Source organism: Streptomyces sp. Inha503, from assembly GCF_047215865.1.
Classification (GTDB): Bacteria; Actinomycetota; Actinomycetes; order Streptomycetales; family Streptomycetaceae; genus Streptomyces; species Streptomyces lycopersici.
The window spans coordinates 8,081,796-8,096,203 of record NZ_CP178360.1; the positions used below are offsets into that span (position 1 = coordinate 8,081,796).

The following is a 14,408-nucleotide window of genomic DNA, read 5'->3' on the forward strand; positions in this document are numbered from 1 at the left end:
GGCCCCCGCTCCTCAAGCGCCAGAGGGGCTGGAGGGTGTGGCTCCGTCCCCGGCTGCCGCTCCTCAGGCGCGCGGGAGGGGTTGGAGGGTGTGGCTCCGTCCCCGGGTCCCGCTCCTCAGGCGCGGGAGGGGTTGGAGGGTGTGGCTCGGCCCCCGGCTGCCGCTCCTCAGGCGCGGGAGGGGTTGGAGGGTGTGGCTCCGTCCCCGGGTCCCGCTCCTCAGGCGCGGGAGGGGTTGGAGGGTGTGGCTCCGTCCCCGGGTCCCGCTCCTCAGGCGCGGGAGGGGTTGGAGGGTGTGGCTCCGTCCCCGGGTCCTCCGCGCCCGCGCCCACGCCGACCCCGCCGCGTCGGGCCACTACGCTGCCATGCCGACCCCGCTCCGCCAGGCCCCCTCCGTGGCTTTTCTAAAGATCCACTCAAGTGGTGGCAGAGCAGCGCGAGGGCGCGCGGGGCGCTCCAGTAGAGTGGTCGCGGACGATGGCAGGGAGCGCGACACGCATCGTGCGCCTCCCGTGCGCCCTATGTCGCCACAGAACCTTCCTTCGATAGGCTGTACTGAATCCGCCCCGACGCAGAGCGCTTGCCTCTGCGCGGCGTCGCCGTACTTGTCACGGCCCTCGCGGTGTTCCGTACCTCTTCGAGCAATCGCACGTAACCACAAGGAGAGTCATCGAGCGATGGCCGGTCCAGCGTTCCGCGCCGCCGCCGTCCGAGTGCGCGTCCCCGCCTCAAGCGCCAATCTCGGTCCTGGCTTCGACGCCCTCGGCCTGGCCCTGGGCCTCTACGACGACGTGGTGGTCCGGGTGGCCGACTCAGGTCTCCACGTCGACATCGCCGGTGAAGGCGCGGAGTCGCTTCCGCGCGATGAGAACCATCTGCTCGTACGCTCCCTGCGCACCGCCTTCGACCTGCTGGGCGGGCAGCCCCGCGGTCTCGAGCTGGTCTGCGCCAACCGCATTCCGCACGGCCGGGGCCTGGGCTCCTCCTCCGCGGCCATCTGCGCCGGGATCGTCGCCGCGCGCGCGGTGACCATAGGCGGCGCCGAGCGGCTCGACGACGCGGCGATGCTGGAGCTGGCCACCGAGATCGAGGGCCACCCCGACAATGTCGCCGCCTGTCTGCTCGGCGGCTTCACCCTGGCCTGGACGGACGCGGGGTCCGCCCGGGCGATCAGGATGGACCCTGCGGATTCCATCGTTCCGGTGGTCTTCGTCCCTGGCCGGCCGGTGCTCACCGAGACCGCCCGCGGCCTGCTGCCGCGCACCGTCCCGCATGTGGACGCCGCGGTCAACGCGGGCCGGGCCGCACTGCTCGTCGAGGCCCTGACCAGGCGTCCTGAGCTGCTGCTCGCCGCGACGGAGGACCGACTGCACCAGGAATACCGTGCTCCGGCGATGCCCGAGAGCGTGAGCCTGGTGAACCGACTGCGGGCGGACGGCGTCCCCGCGGTCATCTCCGGCGCGGGCCCCACGGTGCTCGCGCTGGTCGAGGACGGTGCGGCCGACAAGGTCGCACGACTGGCGGGCGAGGGGTGGGCGGCCAACCGGCTGGCTCTCGACGCCGGGGGGGCGAGCGTCCTGCCGCTCACCTGACACCGCGATCCGGGGTGCCCCGGAGCCGGGAAAACTCGATAGCCGGTCTTGGAGAGGGGGAATGTTTGTTGGATCCGGTAGTGTTAACCTCAAGTCTGCACTCGATGCCTCTTGGATGTACTCGGAGGCGAGGTGCTCAGTGTCCCCATCAGGGACCACCCTTCTTCCGGGAGCCTCCCACACTGCCTGAGCAGCCTGCCTGAGCAGTATCGAGCACGCTCCGGAATCGGCGTGGCGGATTCTCGTGAATCCTCCGCCGCGTCGGAACCATGAACTGATCTCTCCGCCGTACCCGGCGGACCACCGCCCCGGCCCGGTCCGTAACGGAAGGACCACAGCCGGACAGCACAACCGGTCGCCGAGCCAGACAGGCCGACGCCCGCTCCAGGGAAGGACCCTTCGTGAGCGACACCACCGATCTGATGGGCGTGAACGCCTCCGGCACCTCCGACAGCGGTGTCGGCAACAACGCGCCCGCCACGGACGCTTCCGCGCCCGCCAACGGTGCTGCCACTGGCGCTGCCCCGCGGCGACGCCGCTCGGGCACCGGCCTCGACGCCATGGTCTTGGCCGAGCTCCAGCAGCTCGCCTCGAGCCTTGGCATCAAGGGCACCGCGCGGATGCGCAAAGGCCAGCTGATCGAGGTCATCAAGGAGAAGCAGGCCGCGGGCTCCGGCTCCGCCCAGGGCTCCGAGAGCACTCCGTCCGACGCGGAGGGGGTGACCAAGCCGAAGCGCCGCACCACCTCGCGGGCCCGTACGGGCGACGACGCCGAGGAGAAGACCGGCGCCAAGTCCTCGAAGTCCGCCGGGAAGGCGGAGAAGGCCGACAAGGCCGACGCCGAGGAGAAGGCCGCGGCCCAGCAGCAGATCGAGATCCCCGGCCAGCCCGGTGAGCCCGCCGGCGATGAGCAGCCGGCCGGTGAGCGCCGCCGCCGGCGGGCCACCGCGCCCGCCACCACCCCCGACTCCGGGGGTACGGCCACCGCTGTCGAGACCAAGACGGAGGCGCGCAGCGACGTCTCCGCGAAGACCGAGGCCAGGACCGAGCCCAAGGGCGACGGGAAGGCCGAGACCGCCGCCGACACCGCCGAGGGCAAGGGCGCCAGGGGCGGTGACCGCCAGGAGCGCGGTCAGAAGGGCGACCGCCGGGACCGCCAGCGCGACCGCGGCGACCGCGGCGACCGCCGCGGCAAGGGCGAGGACGGCCAGCAGGGCGGCGGCGGCCGTCAGCAGCGCGACGGGCGCGGCCAGAGCCAGCAGCGCGCCGACGAGGGCGATGACGACTTCGAGGGCGGGCGCCGCGGGCGCCGCGGCCGCTACCGCGACCGCCGTGGCCGCCGTGGCCGTGAGGACTTCGGCAATGAGCCGCAGGTGTCCGAGGACGATGTGCTGATCCCCGTCGCGGGCATCCTCGACATCCTCGACAACTACGCGTTCATCCGGACTTCCGGGTACCTCCCGGGCCCGAACGACGTGTACGTCTCGCTCGCCCAGGTCCGCAAGAACGGTCTGCGCAAGGGCGACCACGTCACCGGAGCGGTCCGTCAGCCGCGCGAGGGCGAGCGCCGCGAGAAGTTCAACGCGCTGGTGCGGCTGGACTCGGTGAACGGCATGGCGCCCGAAACCGGGCGTGGGCGGCCGGAGTTCGGCAAGCTGACGCCGCTTTACCCGCAGGACCGGCTGCGTCTGGAGACCGAGGCGGGCGGGCTGACGACCCGGATCATCGACCTGGTCGCGCCGATCGGCAAGGGCCAGCGCGGTCTGATCGTGGCCCCGCCGAAGACCGGTAAGACCATGATCATGCAGGCGATCGCCAACGCGATCACCCGCAACAGCCCCGAGTGCCATCTGATGGTCGTCCTTGTCGACGAGCGGCCGGAAGAGGTCACCGACATGCAGCGGTCGGTCAAGGGCGAGGTGATCTCCTCGACCTTCGACCGACCGGCCGAGGACCACACCACCGTCGCGGAGCTGGCGATCGAGCGGGCCAAGCGCCTGGTCGAGCTGGGCCATGACGTGGTCGTCCTGCTGGACTCGATCACCCGCCTGGGCCGTGCGTACAACCTGGCAGCGCCCGCCTCCGGCCGCATCCTGTCCGGTGGTGTCGACTCGACCGCGCTCTACCCGCCGAAGAAGTTCTTCGGTGCCGCGCGCAACATCGAGGACGGCGGCTCGCTGACCATCCTGGCCACCGCGCTGGTCGAGACCGGCTCGCGGATGGACGAGGTGATCTTCGAGGAGTTCAAGGGCACCGGCAACATGGAGCTCAAGCTCGATCGGAAGCTCGCCGACAAGCGCATCTTCCCGGCGGTGGACGTCGATCCGTCCAGCACCCGCAAGGAAGAGATCCTGCTGGCGTCGGAGGAGCTGAACATCGTCTGGAAGCTGCGCCGGGTGCTGCACGCGCTCGACTCCCAGCAGGCGATCGAGCTGCTGCTGGACAAGATGAAGCAGACGAAGTCGAACGCCGAGTTCCTGATGCAGATCGCCAAGACCACGCCCACCCCGGGCAACAACGGCGACTGACCGGACACCCGCCGGAACGCTCCGTAGCGAGGCCCCCCGCACCGCGGGGGGCCTCGTTTGCGTTCCATGAGAGGTGAGCCACATCTTCCGGCCAGGCCGCGGACCGGTTCTGATCATGTTATCGCCCGCGAAAGTGCAGGTCGCAGCGGTAAGGCGGACGAACGGGACGAACGGTGCGCCCGGCCGCCCAAGCGAAAACCGGCCATCGCGGATATGCAACCCTGGCGCACGGCCTTCCATCTGTCAGGTCGGAACACGGGGCCGGAACCCAGGCTGACTCCACCGCGAACGCGGCGCCACGCCTGACCGTGACGGCAGGGGGTACTCGGGCAGCGAAAGAGAACTGAGGAGCACATGGCCGAGGACAGCAGCAACGCACCGGTGGGCCCAGGCCGCCACCGCGCACGCGGCGCGACGGCGGGCCGCCGTCGTAAGCGGCCCAGCACGCGCCGTAGAGCGGTGCTCTACACGGTGTGGACGCTGGCCGCCGTACTGGTACTCGGCGGTGCCGGGCTCGGCTACCTCTACTACAAGCTGAACGGCAACCTCACCGGCGTCGACGTCAACGCCGCCCTGGGCGCCAACCGCCCCAAGAACGTCGACAACGGCTCGATGGACATCCTCGTCCTCGGCTCCGACTCCCGGGCCGGTAAGAACGCCAAGTACGGCACGGACGAGGGCACCTCGCGCTCCGACACGGCGATGATCGTCCACGTCTACAAGGGCCACAAGAAGGCCAGCGTCATCAGCATCCCGCGCGACACCCTCATAGAGCGGCCGTCCTGCACCACCAAGGGCGGGCAGCGGACGCCCGCCGTGCAGGCGGCCATGTTCAACAGCGCCTATGAGGCCGGCGGTCCGGCCTGCACCATCAAGACCATCGAGTCCATGACGGGCATACGCATGGACCACTTCCTCGAGGTCGACTTCTCCGGCTTCAAGCAGCTGATAGACGACCTCGGCGGTGTCAACATCACCACCACCGCCCCGATCCACGACCCCAAGAGCCATCTCGACCTGGAGCCCGGCGCGCACACCCTGGACGGCGAGCAGTCGCTGGGCCTGGTGCGCACCCGGCACGGCGTGGGCGACGGCAGCGACCTCGGCCGGATCAAGCTCCAGCAGGCGTTCGTCAAGGCGCTGCTGGACCAGGTCAAGCACGTGGACCTGTTCGGCAACCCGAAGAAGCTCTACGACCTCGCGGACACCTCCACCAAGGCCCTCACCACCGACTCCGAGCTGGCCTCGGTGAGCAAGCTGAAGGGCTTCGCGGAATCCCTGAAGGGCATCGGCTCGGGCAATATGAAGATGACCACGCTGCCCGTCGAGTACGACCCGCAGAACCCGGCCCGGGTGCTGCCCATGGAGCGCAAGGCCAAGCTGATATGGACCGCGCTCCGCCATGACCGGCCGGTCCCCGCCTCCGCCACCAAGGGCTCCGCGGGCGACGCCACCAGCGCGGGCAAGGTCGTCAAATAGGTCCGTTCAAGGTCGTTCGAGGGCGTCCGACGCCCTCCCGGGCGAGCCGGGAATATCCGGGCCCGCCCCCCGGTTTTGGGGGATGCGGCCAGTACTGGCAGACTGGATCGTCGGTCCCGGTTCACGACAGGCAACCCGCCCGTCGACCCGGTGCCCTCCCGAACCTAGGAGATTCCCTTGAAGCGCGAGATCCACCCGGAGTACGTCGAGACGCAGGTCAGCTGCACCTGTGGCGCGTCCTTCACCACCCGTAGCACCGTGAGCGGCGGCACCATCCGCGCCGACATCTGCTCCGAGTGCCACCCGTTCTACACGGGCAAGCAGAAGATCCTCGACACCGGTGGCCGTGTGGCGCGGTTCGAGGCCCGCTTCGGCAAGAACGCCGGGTCCGCCAAGAAGTAGCGACCCGCACGGCGCCGGTCTTCGGTCGCCCCTTCCCTGGGGCGACCGGACCGGCGTTTTGTCGTCACCGGCCCTCCGGCACCTTCCGCAACGCCACCACGCAGACCACTCAGGGAGCCCTCCGATGTTCGAGGCGGTCGAGGAACTCATCGGCGAACACGCCGACCTCGAGAAGCGGCTCGCCGACCCCGCGGTCCACGCCGACCAGCGGGAGGCGCGGCGGCTCAACAAGCGCTACGCCGAGCTGACCCCGGTGATCACCGCCTATCGCGCCTGGAAGCAGGCCGGGGACGACATCGAGACCGCCCGCGAGCTGGCCCAGGACGACCCCGACTTCGTGGACGAGGTCAAGGAGCTGGAGCAGAGCCGCGAGCAGCTCACCGACCGGCTGCGGCTGTTGCTCGTCCCCCGCGACCCGAGCGACGACAAGGACGTCATCCTGGAGGTCAAGGCCGGGGAGGGCGGCGAGGAGTCCGCGCTGTTCGCCGGCGACCTGCTGCGGATGTATCTGCGGTACGCCGAGCGGATCGGCTGGAAGACCGAGGTCATCGACGCCAATGAGTCCGACCTCGGCGGCTACAAGGACGTCCAGGTCGCGGTCAAGGCCAGGGGCACCACCGAGCCCGGCCAGGGCGTCTGGGCCCGGCTGAAGTACGAGGGCGGGGTGCACCGGGTGCAGCGGGTGCCCGCCACCGAGTCCCAGGGCCGTATCCACACCTCCGCGGCCGGGGTGCTGGTCACGCCCGAGGCCGAGGAGGTCGAGGTCGAGATCGGCCCCAACGATCTGCGGATCGACGTCTACCGCTCCTCCGGACCCGGCGGCCAGTCGGTCAACACCACCGACTCCGCGGTGCGCATCACCCACCTGCCCACCGGCATCGTCGTCTCCTGCCAGAACGAGAAGAGCCAGCTCCAGAACAAGGAGCAGGCGCTGCGCATCCTGCGCTCGCGGCTGCTGGCCGCGGCCCAGGAGGAGGCCGAGCGGGAGGCGTCGGACGCGCGGCGCAGCCAGGTCCGCACCGTCGACCGGTCCGAGCGCATCCGTACCTACAACTTCCCGGAAAACCGGATCTCGGACCACCGTGTCGGTTTCAAGGCGTACAACTTGGACCAGGTGCTCGACGGTGAACTCGATCCGGTCATCCAGGCGTGCGTCGACGCCGACGCGGCCGCCAAGCTGGCGGCGGCCGGCTGAGCCACCCACTGATCAACGCTTCGTGCCCTTGTCCGGACCGGCTGGAGGAATTCAGTGAACGTGCTGCTCGCCGAGGTGGCGCAGGCCACTCAGCGGCTGGCCGACGCGGGCGTGCCCTCACCGCGCTTCGACGCGGAGGAGCTCGCCGCCTTTGTGCACGGCGTCAAGCGGGGAGAGCTGCACGGCGTGCCCGACGCCGACTTCGACGCCCGCTACTGGGAGGCGGTCGCCCGCCGCGAGGCCCGCGAACCCCTTCAGCACATCACCGGCCGCGCCTTCTTCCGCTATCTGGAGCTCCAGGTCGGCCCGGGGGTCTTCGTGCCCCGGCCGGAGACCGAGTCGGTGGTCGGCTGGGCGATAGACGCGGTGCGCGCCATGGACGTCGTCGAACCGCTCATCGTCGATCTGTGCTCCGGTTCCGGGGCCATCGCGCTCGCGCTCGCCCAGGAGGTGCCGCGCTCCCGGGTGCACGCCGTGGAGCTGGACGAGGGCGCCCTGCGCTGGGCCCGCAAGAACGTCGAGGGGTCCCGCGTCGTTCTCCATCACGCGGACGCGTTGACGGCCCTGCCCGAGCTCGACGGGCAGGTGGACCTCGTCATCAGCAACCCGCCGTACATCCCGCTGACCGAGTGGGAGTACGTGGCGCCGGAGGCCCGCGATCACGACCCCCAGCTCGCGCTCTTCTCCGGTGAGGACGGCCTCGATGTCATCCGTGGCCTGGAGCGCACCGCCCACCGGCTGCTGCGCCCCGGGGGCGTGGTGGTCATCGAGCACGCGGACACCCAGGGCGGCCAAGTGCCGTGGATCTTCACGGAGGAGCGGGGCTGGGCGGACGCCGCCGACCACCCGGATCTGAACAACCGGCCCCGGTTCGCCACCGCGCGGAAGGCCATGCCGTGACCGCGGCACCGCACCACACACTGGCCAGGTACGAGGAGGAGCGTTAAATGGCACGGCGATACGACTGCGGGGACGCGACCGACCGCAAGACCGGCCTGCGCGAGGCCGCCTCCGCCGTCCGCCGCGGCGAACTGGTCGTGCTGCCCACCGACACCGTCTACGGGATCGGCGCGGACGCCTTCAACGCCGAGGCGGTCGGCGATCTGCTCGAGGCCAAGGGGCGCGGCCGCAACATGCCGACCCCGGTGCTGGTCGGCTCGCCGAACACCCTGCACGGACTGGTCACCGACTTCTCCGAGATGGCCTGGGAGCTGGTGGACGCGTTCTGGCCCGGTGCGCTCACCCTCGTCGCCCGGCACCAGCCGTCGCTCACCTGGGACCTGGGGGAGACCCGGGGCACCGTAGCGGTCCGGATGCCGCTGCACCCGGTGGCGATCGAACTGCTGACGGACTTCGGCCCGATGGCGGTCTCCAGCGCCAACCTGACCGGCCACCCCTCCCCGCAGGACTGCGACGCCGCCCAGGACATGCTGGGGGACTCCGTCTCGGTCTACCTCGACGGCGGGCCGACCCCGGCCGCCGTGCCCTCCTCGATCGTCGATGTGACCGGCAAGGTGCCGGTGCTGCTCCGGGCGGGCGCGCTCACCGCCGAGCAGCTCCGGGAGGTCGTACCCGACCTCGAGGTGGCCAATTGACAGCCCCTGAGGGGCGTGGCATAGCGGAACACCGCGAGAAGAACGCCGAGGCCACCTTCCGCATCCTCCACGTCAGCACCGGCAATGTGTGCCGCTCGCCGATCACCGAGCGGCTGACCCGGCATGCCCTCGCCCACCGCCTCGGAAGTGTCCGCACCCGCGGTCTGATCGTGGAGTCCGCCGGCACCTGGGGCCATGAGGGCGCGCCCATGGAGGCGCACGCCGCCACGGTCCTGACCGACTTCGGGGCCGACCCGGCGGGCTTCCTCGGCCGTGAGCTGCTGGACGAGCACGTCATCCGCGCCGACCTGGTCCTGACCGCCACCCGCGACCACCGGGCGCAGGTGATCTCGATGGGGCACTCGGCGGGGCTGCGCACCTTCACGCTCAAGGAGTTCACCCGGCTGGTGCGGGCCATAGACCCCGCGACGCTGCCCGATCCGGAGGAGGCGGGCGGTGTGGTGGAGCGCGCCCGCGCCCTGGTACAGGCGGCGGCCGCGCTGCGCGGCTGGCTGCTGGCGCCCAACGAGGAGGCGGACGAGGTGCACGATCCGTACGGGGCGCCGATCACCTTCTTCCGCTCCATCGGGGACGAGATCAACCAGGCCCTGGACCCGGTCGTCACGGCGCTGACGGGGGTACCCGCCCCCGCGTAGCCCCGGCCGGGGGTGTCCGATGGATCTTGAGGCCTGCGGCGGGCCCACGCGGCGGAGCCGCATATCGACGCTTTCCCCTACCCGCCCCTTCCCTCAACTGGGGCTCCGCCCCGGACCCCGCTCCTCAAGCTCCCCCAGCTACCGCTGGGAGGTGCCCCCTGGAGGGGCTGGAAGGCGGGGCCCCGGGCGCGCCGTAAGGGGGCCTTCCCGGGCCGTACGGCGCGCCGTACGGCGTCGCGAGGCCTACATTGGGGGTGACCCGATAAGCGCCGATCCGCCGTCCCTCCGAAGGCTGTGAGCACGCCATGGCCGTCACCCCCTGGGGCCCCGATTTCGGGTGCCTCGCCCGCCAGGACCCGGAGCTGGCGGGAATCATCCTGAGCGAGATCGACCGCGTCTCCGGCGGGCTCCAGCTGATCGCGGCCGAGAACTACGCCTCGCCGGCCGTGCTGGCGGCGCTCGCCTCACCACTGGCCAACAAGTACGCCGAGGGCTATCCCGGCGCCCGCCACCACGGCGGCTGCGAGATCGTGGACATCGCCGAGCGGGTGGCCCAGGACCGGGCGAAGGCGCTGTTCGGCGCCGAACACGCCAATGTGCAGCCGCATTCGGGGTCCTCCGCGGTGCTGGCCGCCTACGCCGCGCTGCTGCGGCCCGGGGACACGGTGCTGGCGATGGCGCTGCCGCACGGCGGCCATCTCACCCATGGTTCGCCCGCCAATTTCTCCGGCCGCTGGTTCGACTTCATCGGCTACGGCGTCGATCCGGCGACCGGGCTGATCGACTACGAGCAGCTGCGCGGGCTCGCCCACGCCCATCGCCCGAAGGCGATCGTCTGCGGGTCGATCTCCTATCCCCGCCATCTGGACTACGCCGCCTTCCGCGCCGTCGCGGACGAGGTGGGCGCGTATCTCATCGCCGACGCCGCCCATTCCATCGGTCTGGTCGCGGGAAAGGCGGCGCCGTCCCCGGTGCCGTACGCGGATGTGGTGTGCGCAACGACACACAAGGTGCTGCGCGGGCCGCGCGGCGGAATGCTGCTGTGCGGTGCGGAACTCGCCGAGCGGGTGGACCGGGCGGTGTTCCCGTTCACCCAGGGCGGGGCCCAGATGCACACCGTCGCGGCCAAGGCGGTGGCGTTCGGCGAGGCCGCGGCGCCCGCCTTCACCGCCTATGCGCGGCGGGTGGTGGCCAATGCCCGAGTACTGGCGGACGCCCTGGTCGGGGAGGGGCTGGCGGTCACCACGGGCGGCACCGACACCCATATGATCACCGCCGATCCGGCCCCGCTCGGCCTGGACGGACGCACCGCGAAGGGCCGCTGCGCGGCCGCCGGGATCGTCCTGGACACCTGCGCGCTGGCGTCCGCCACCGAGCCCCGGGGGTGCGTCAAGGGGCTGCGTCTTGGCACCGCCGCGGTGACCACACAGGGAATGGGAGCGCCGGAAATGGAGCGCATAGCCAATCTCATGGGAACCGTGTTGCGGGACGAGGGCGTGGTACGGGAAAAGGTGGCGGATCTGGCGGGGAGATTTCCGCCCTATCCGGACGACGGCCGAATCATGCAACCATCCGAAGGTGTAGGACGTCTGTAAGTACGTTCACCGCGAGGCGTCGGACACGCATAGGGTGTGGGGCTGTGATGGCCAGCGATACCTCTGGGGCAGCCTGTGCGTGAATACCTGCTGACTCTGTGCATCACGGCCGCGGTCACCTATCTGCTGACCGGGCCGGTGCGGAAATTCGCCATCGCGGCCGGTGCGATGCCCGAGATCCGCGCCCGTGATGTGCACCGTGAGCCCACGCCACGGCTCGGCGGCATCGCCATGTTCGGCGGGCTGTGCGCGGGGCTGCTGGTCGCCGCCCACCTGACCAACCTCAAGGACGTCTTCGAGGTCTCCAACGAGCCACGGGCGCTGCTGTCCGGCGCCGGGCTGATCTGGCTGCTCGGGGTGCTGGACGACAAGTGGGGCGTGGACGCGCTGATCAAGCTGGGCGGCCAGATGATCGCCGCCGGTGTGATGGTGCTCCAGGGTCTGACCATCCTGTGGCTTCCGGTGCCCGGTGTGGGACCGGTCTCGCTGACGCCCTGGCAGGGCACGCTGCTCACCGTCGCGCTGGTCGTCATCACCATCAACGCGGTCAACTTCGTTGACGGGCTCGATGGTTTGGCGTCCGGGATGGTGTGCATCGCCGCCGCGGCGTTCTTCATGTACGCGTACCGCATCTGGTACGGCTACGGCCTGGAGGCGGCCGCGCCCGCCACCCTGTTCGCCGCCGTCCTCATGGGGATGTGCCTGGGCTTCCTGCCGCACAACGCCCACCCCGCGCGGATCTTCATGGGCGACTCGGGTTCGATGCTGATCGGGCTGGTGCTGGCGGCGGGCGCCATCTCCATCACCGGCCAGGTGGACCCGGACGCGATGAAGCTGTTCGAGGGGTCCGAGCAGGCCGCGGTGCACGCCACCGTCCCGGTCTACATCCCGCTGCTGCTGCCGCTGACCGTCATCGCGGTGCCCTTCGCCGACCTGGTGCTGGCGATCGTCCGCCGCACCTGGCGGGGTCAGTCGCCGTTCGCCGCCGACCGCGGCCATCTGCACCACCGGCTGCTGGAGATCGGCCACTCGCACAGCCGGGCCGTCCTGATCATGTATTTCTGGTCGGCGCTGATCGCCTTCGGCGCCGTGGCGTACTCGGTGAACTCGGCCGGTGTGTGGTTCGTGCTGGCGATCGTGGCGCTGAGCGGGGTCGGTCTCGTGCTGTTGCTGCTGCCGCGGTTCACCCCGCGTGTTCCGCGCTGGGCGGAGGGGTTCGTTCCGCCGCGCTACCGCCGCGCCAACCGGATCGCCGGGGCCGAGCAGGGGGCGGAGGCGCAGCAGGAGGCGCCCGCCGAGCCCGTGGCGGCCGCGGCCGGTGCCGGGTCCGCCGCCTCGGGGCCGGACCTGGTCAAGCCCGAGCCGGTGGGCTCCGGGCGACACGGCGGCGCGAGCAACGGGACGAGCGGCGGGGCGAGCGCCGGGGCGAACGGTGTGAACGGCGCCACCGCGATCGGCGACCGATCCCGCTTCACCCACCGCCGACGCATCGGAACACCCCAGTAATCTCCCCAGTCATCGCAGCGATGTCCCCAGTCATCGCCCCGGTCAAAGGAGTCCGGCGAGAGCGCTGAAGATCACAGAGCGGCGTCAGCACGGTACACACCTCATAACTCTCCCGTGTGATGTGCAGCACACTCGGTGGGTAAAGACCTCATCAAATAGTTTGTGATACCGTTCACTAAACCCGGTGCTAGACCCGAGGGGCCGTAGGGCGACGGCTCTTCCTCGTGAGGTTCCCTCTGTCCCCGGGGATACGCTCGTCCACGACGAATCGTTGCTTCCGACACTTGCCGGAGAAACCCTTCATGCAGTCCAACGACGCCAGAACGCTCCTGAGTTGCGCCGTGCCCACAGCCATCGCCGGTGTGGTCGCCGTCGCCGTCGGTTCTGTGCTCGCAGGCGGCAAGGGGGCGATCGGCGCGGGCTTTGGCACATTCGTCGCCGTGGTGGTGATGGCTTCCGGGCTGATCGTGCTGGAGCGCACGGCGAAGCACCTGCCCCATCTGTTCCAGGCCATGGGCATGGTCCTCTTCATGGCCGAGTTCCTGCTGGTGGCGGTCGTGCTCGCGGTGTTCCAGGACACCACGCTGTTCAATGTCAAGGCTTTCGCCCTCGCACTGCTCGCCGCGACCCTGGTGTGGGTCGGCGCACAGACCCGTGCACACATGAAGGCCAAGATCCTCTATGTGGAGCCGGAAGCCGAGGACGAACGCAAGCCCGGGGGGGCGAAGAAGTCCGCTCCCGCCGGGTCCACGCCGTGAGAAGTAGGGCCGGGATAAGAGCATGTGCGCTCACCTGCTATCGTCCGGTGCCATCTGAGGCACAGCGGGCGCAGGTAGCTGAACCCCCGGAATTCACGGGACGGAATCGGCGGCCCATGCAGCTGATGCCCTACATACCACTCGGCCACGCGCCGATCAGCCGCCCCCACATTCGTAAGACCAGTCCAGTGCCGTTCCGTGGCCGCGTGCCGCGCCGACACAACGAGGTTGCCGTACCCATGCGCCACGCTGAAGGAGCTCGCGGTGAGTTCTGACCAGACGCTCGCCTTCGAGACGAACTGCCACATCTTCGACGGGTGCGGCTTCCCGGCACCCGGACTCCATTCGTTCAAGTTCGAGCCGCTCTTCTCGATCGGCGGATTCGACTTCAACAAGCCCATGCTGCTCGCGCTGCTGGGCACCGTCGCCATTGTCTGGTTCTTCTGGGCCGCGTTCGGCCGGGCCAAGGTGGTCCCCGGCAAGCTCCAGATGGTCGGCGAGGCCGGTTACGACTTCGTGCGCCGCGGGCTGGTCTACGAGGCCCTCGGGAAGAAGGAGGGCGAGAAGTACGTCCCCCTCATGGTCTCGCTGTTCTTCTTCGTGTGGATCATGAACCTGTGGTCGGTCATCCCGATCGCCCAGTTCCCGGTGACGTCGATCATCGCCTTCCCGGCCGGTCTCGCCGCCATCGTCTACGTCCTCTGGATGTACCTGACCTTCAAGAAGCACGGCTTCGTCGGCGGCTGGAAGAACATCACCGGCTACGACAAGGAGCTCGGCGCGATCCTGCCGATGATCGTCGTGATCGAGTTCTTCTCGAACGTGATCATCCGGCCCTTCACCCACGCGGTCCGGCTCTTCGCCAACATGTTCGCCGGCCACCTGCTGCTGCTGATGTTCACCATCGGCTCCTGGTACCTGCTGAACGGCATCGGGATCGCCTACGCGGGCGCGTCCTTCGTGATGACGATTCTGCTGACCGCCTTCGAGCTCTTCATCCAGGCTGTCCAGGCGTACGTCTTCGTGCTCTTGGCCTGCAACTACGTTCAGGGCGCGCTCGCCGAGCACCACTGAGCACACCTGCCTCCCAGACCATCAGACGT

At 70.0% G+C, this 14,408-nt stretch carries 12 protein-coding genes; all 12 read left to right on the forward strand.

The window, feature by feature from the left end:
• Window positions 1–676 precede the first annotated feature (676 nt).
• The 12 genes from thrB to atpB all read left to right on the forward strand — a co-directional run bounded on the left by thrB (window position 677) and on the right by atpB (window position 14,379).
• Window positions 677–1,591 carry a homoserine kinase gene (thrB, locus tag ACJX2R_RS34385; RefSeq protein WP_020868419.1) on the forward strand — a complete coding sequence of 305 codons (915 nt, stop codon included), beginning with the start codon at window positions 677–679 and terminating at the stop codon, window positions 1,589–1,591.
• A gap of 401 nt (window positions 1,592–1,992) precedes the next feature.
• Window positions 1,993–4,119: a transcription termination factor Rho gene (gene rho, locus ACJX2R_RS34390; protein WP_413103280.1), complete on the forward strand. Its 2,127-nt coding sequence runs from the start codon at window positions 1,993–1,995 to the stop codon at window positions 4,117–4,119.
• 354 nt (window positions 4,120–4,473) lie between these two features.
• The gene (locus tag ACJX2R_RS34395) at window positions 4,474–5,598 is read left to right on the forward strand and encodes an LCP family protein (RefSeq protein ID WP_413103281.1); all 1,125 of its coding nucleotides are present in this window, start codon (window positions 4,474–4,476) and stop codon (window positions 5,596–5,598) included.
• A 177-nt stretch (window positions 5,599–5,775) separates the two neighbouring features.
• Window positions 5,776–6,000 (forward strand): 50S ribosomal protein L31, encoded by a 225-nt coding sequence (gene rpmE, locus ACJX2R_RS34400; protein ID WP_201851294.1) that lies wholly within the window; start codon window positions 5,776–5,778, stop codon window positions 5,998–6,000.
• Between the two features lie 124 nt (window positions 6,001–6,124).
• Window positions 6,125–7,195: a peptide chain release factor 1 gene (gene prfA / locus ACJX2R_RS34405; protein ID WP_413103282.1), complete on the forward strand. Its 1,071-nt coding sequence runs from the start codon at window positions 6,125–6,127 to the stop codon at window positions 7,193–7,195.
• A 54-nt stretch (window positions 7,196–7,249) separates the two neighbouring features.
• Complete coding sequence (gene prmC / locus ACJX2R_RS34410) at window positions 7,250–8,095, forward strand: peptide chain release factor N(5)-glutamine methyltransferase (protein ID WP_262701902.1); 846 nt, start codon at window positions 7,250–7,252, stop codon at window positions 8,093–8,095.
• Window positions 8,096–8,142: 47 nt separating this feature from the next.
• Window positions 8,143–8,790 (forward strand): L-threonylcarbamoyladenylate synthase, encoded by a 648-nt coding sequence (locus tag ACJX2R_RS34415; RefSeq protein WP_014054918.1) that lies wholly within the window; start codon window positions 8,143–8,145, stop codon window positions 8,788–8,790.
• The gene (locus tag ACJX2R_RS34420) at window positions 8,787–9,446 is read left to right on the forward strand and encodes a low molecular weight phosphatase family protein (protein WP_037951046.1); all 660 of its coding nucleotides are present in this window, start codon (window positions 8,787–8,789) and stop codon (window positions 9,444–9,446) included. Before ACJX2R_RS34415 ends, ACJX2R_RS34420 begins: the two co-directional genes overlap by 4 nt.
• A gap of 305 nt (window positions 9,447–9,751) precedes the next feature.
• On the forward strand, window positions 9,752–11,041 hold the full coding sequence (gene glyA, locus ACJX2R_RS34425) for a serine hydroxymethyltransferase (protein WP_413103283.1): 1,290 nt from the start codon (window positions 9,752–9,754) through the stop codon (window positions 11,039–11,041).
• A 63-nt stretch (window positions 11,042–11,104) separates the two neighbouring features.
• Window positions 11,105–12,547 carry an MraY family glycosyltransferase gene (locus ACJX2R_RS34430; RefSeq protein WP_413106011.1) on the forward strand — a complete coding sequence of 481 codons (1,443 nt, stop codon included), beginning with the start codon at window positions 11,105–11,107 and terminating at the stop codon, window positions 12,545–12,547.
• A 302-nt stretch (window positions 12,548–12,849) separates the two neighbouring features.
• A complete protein-coding gene (locus ACJX2R_RS34435) occupies window positions 12,850–13,305 on the forward strand; it encodes a hypothetical protein (RefSeq protein ID WP_086880583.1) in 456 nt (151 codons plus the stop codon).
• Window positions 13,306–13,569: 264 nt separating this feature from the next.
• Entirely contained in the window at window positions 13,570–14,379 is an 810-nt protein-coding gene (gene atpB / locus ACJX2R_RS34440; RefSeq protein ID WP_413103284.1) for a F0F1 ATP synthase subunit A, read from the forward strand.
• Window positions 14,380–14,408 lie beyond the last annotated feature (29 nt).

Coding starts and splice junctions, on each gene's coding strand:
- thrB (WP_020868419.1), top strand. CDS start 677: ATGGCCGGTCCAGCGTTCCGCGCCGCCGCCGTCCGAGTGCGCGTCCCC.
- ACJX2R_RS34395 (WP_413103281.1), top strand. CDS start 4,474: ATGGCCGAGGACAGCAGCAACGCACCGGTGGGCCCAGGCCGCCACCGC.
- prfA (WP_413103282.1), top strand. CDS start 6,125: ATGTTCGAGGCGGTCGAGGAACTCATCGGCGAACACGCCGACCTCGAG.
- ACJX2R_RS34415 (WP_014054918.1), top strand. CDS start 8,143: ATGGCACGGCGATACGACTGCGGGGACGCGACCGACCGCAAGACCGGC.
- glyA (WP_413103283.1), top strand. CDS start 9,752: ATGGCCGTCACCCCCTGGGGCCCCGATTTCGGGTGCCTCGCCCGCCAG.
- ACJX2R_RS34435 (WP_086880583.1), top strand. CDS start 12,850: ATGCAGTCCAACGACGCCAGAACGCTCCTGAGTTGCGCCGTGCCCACA.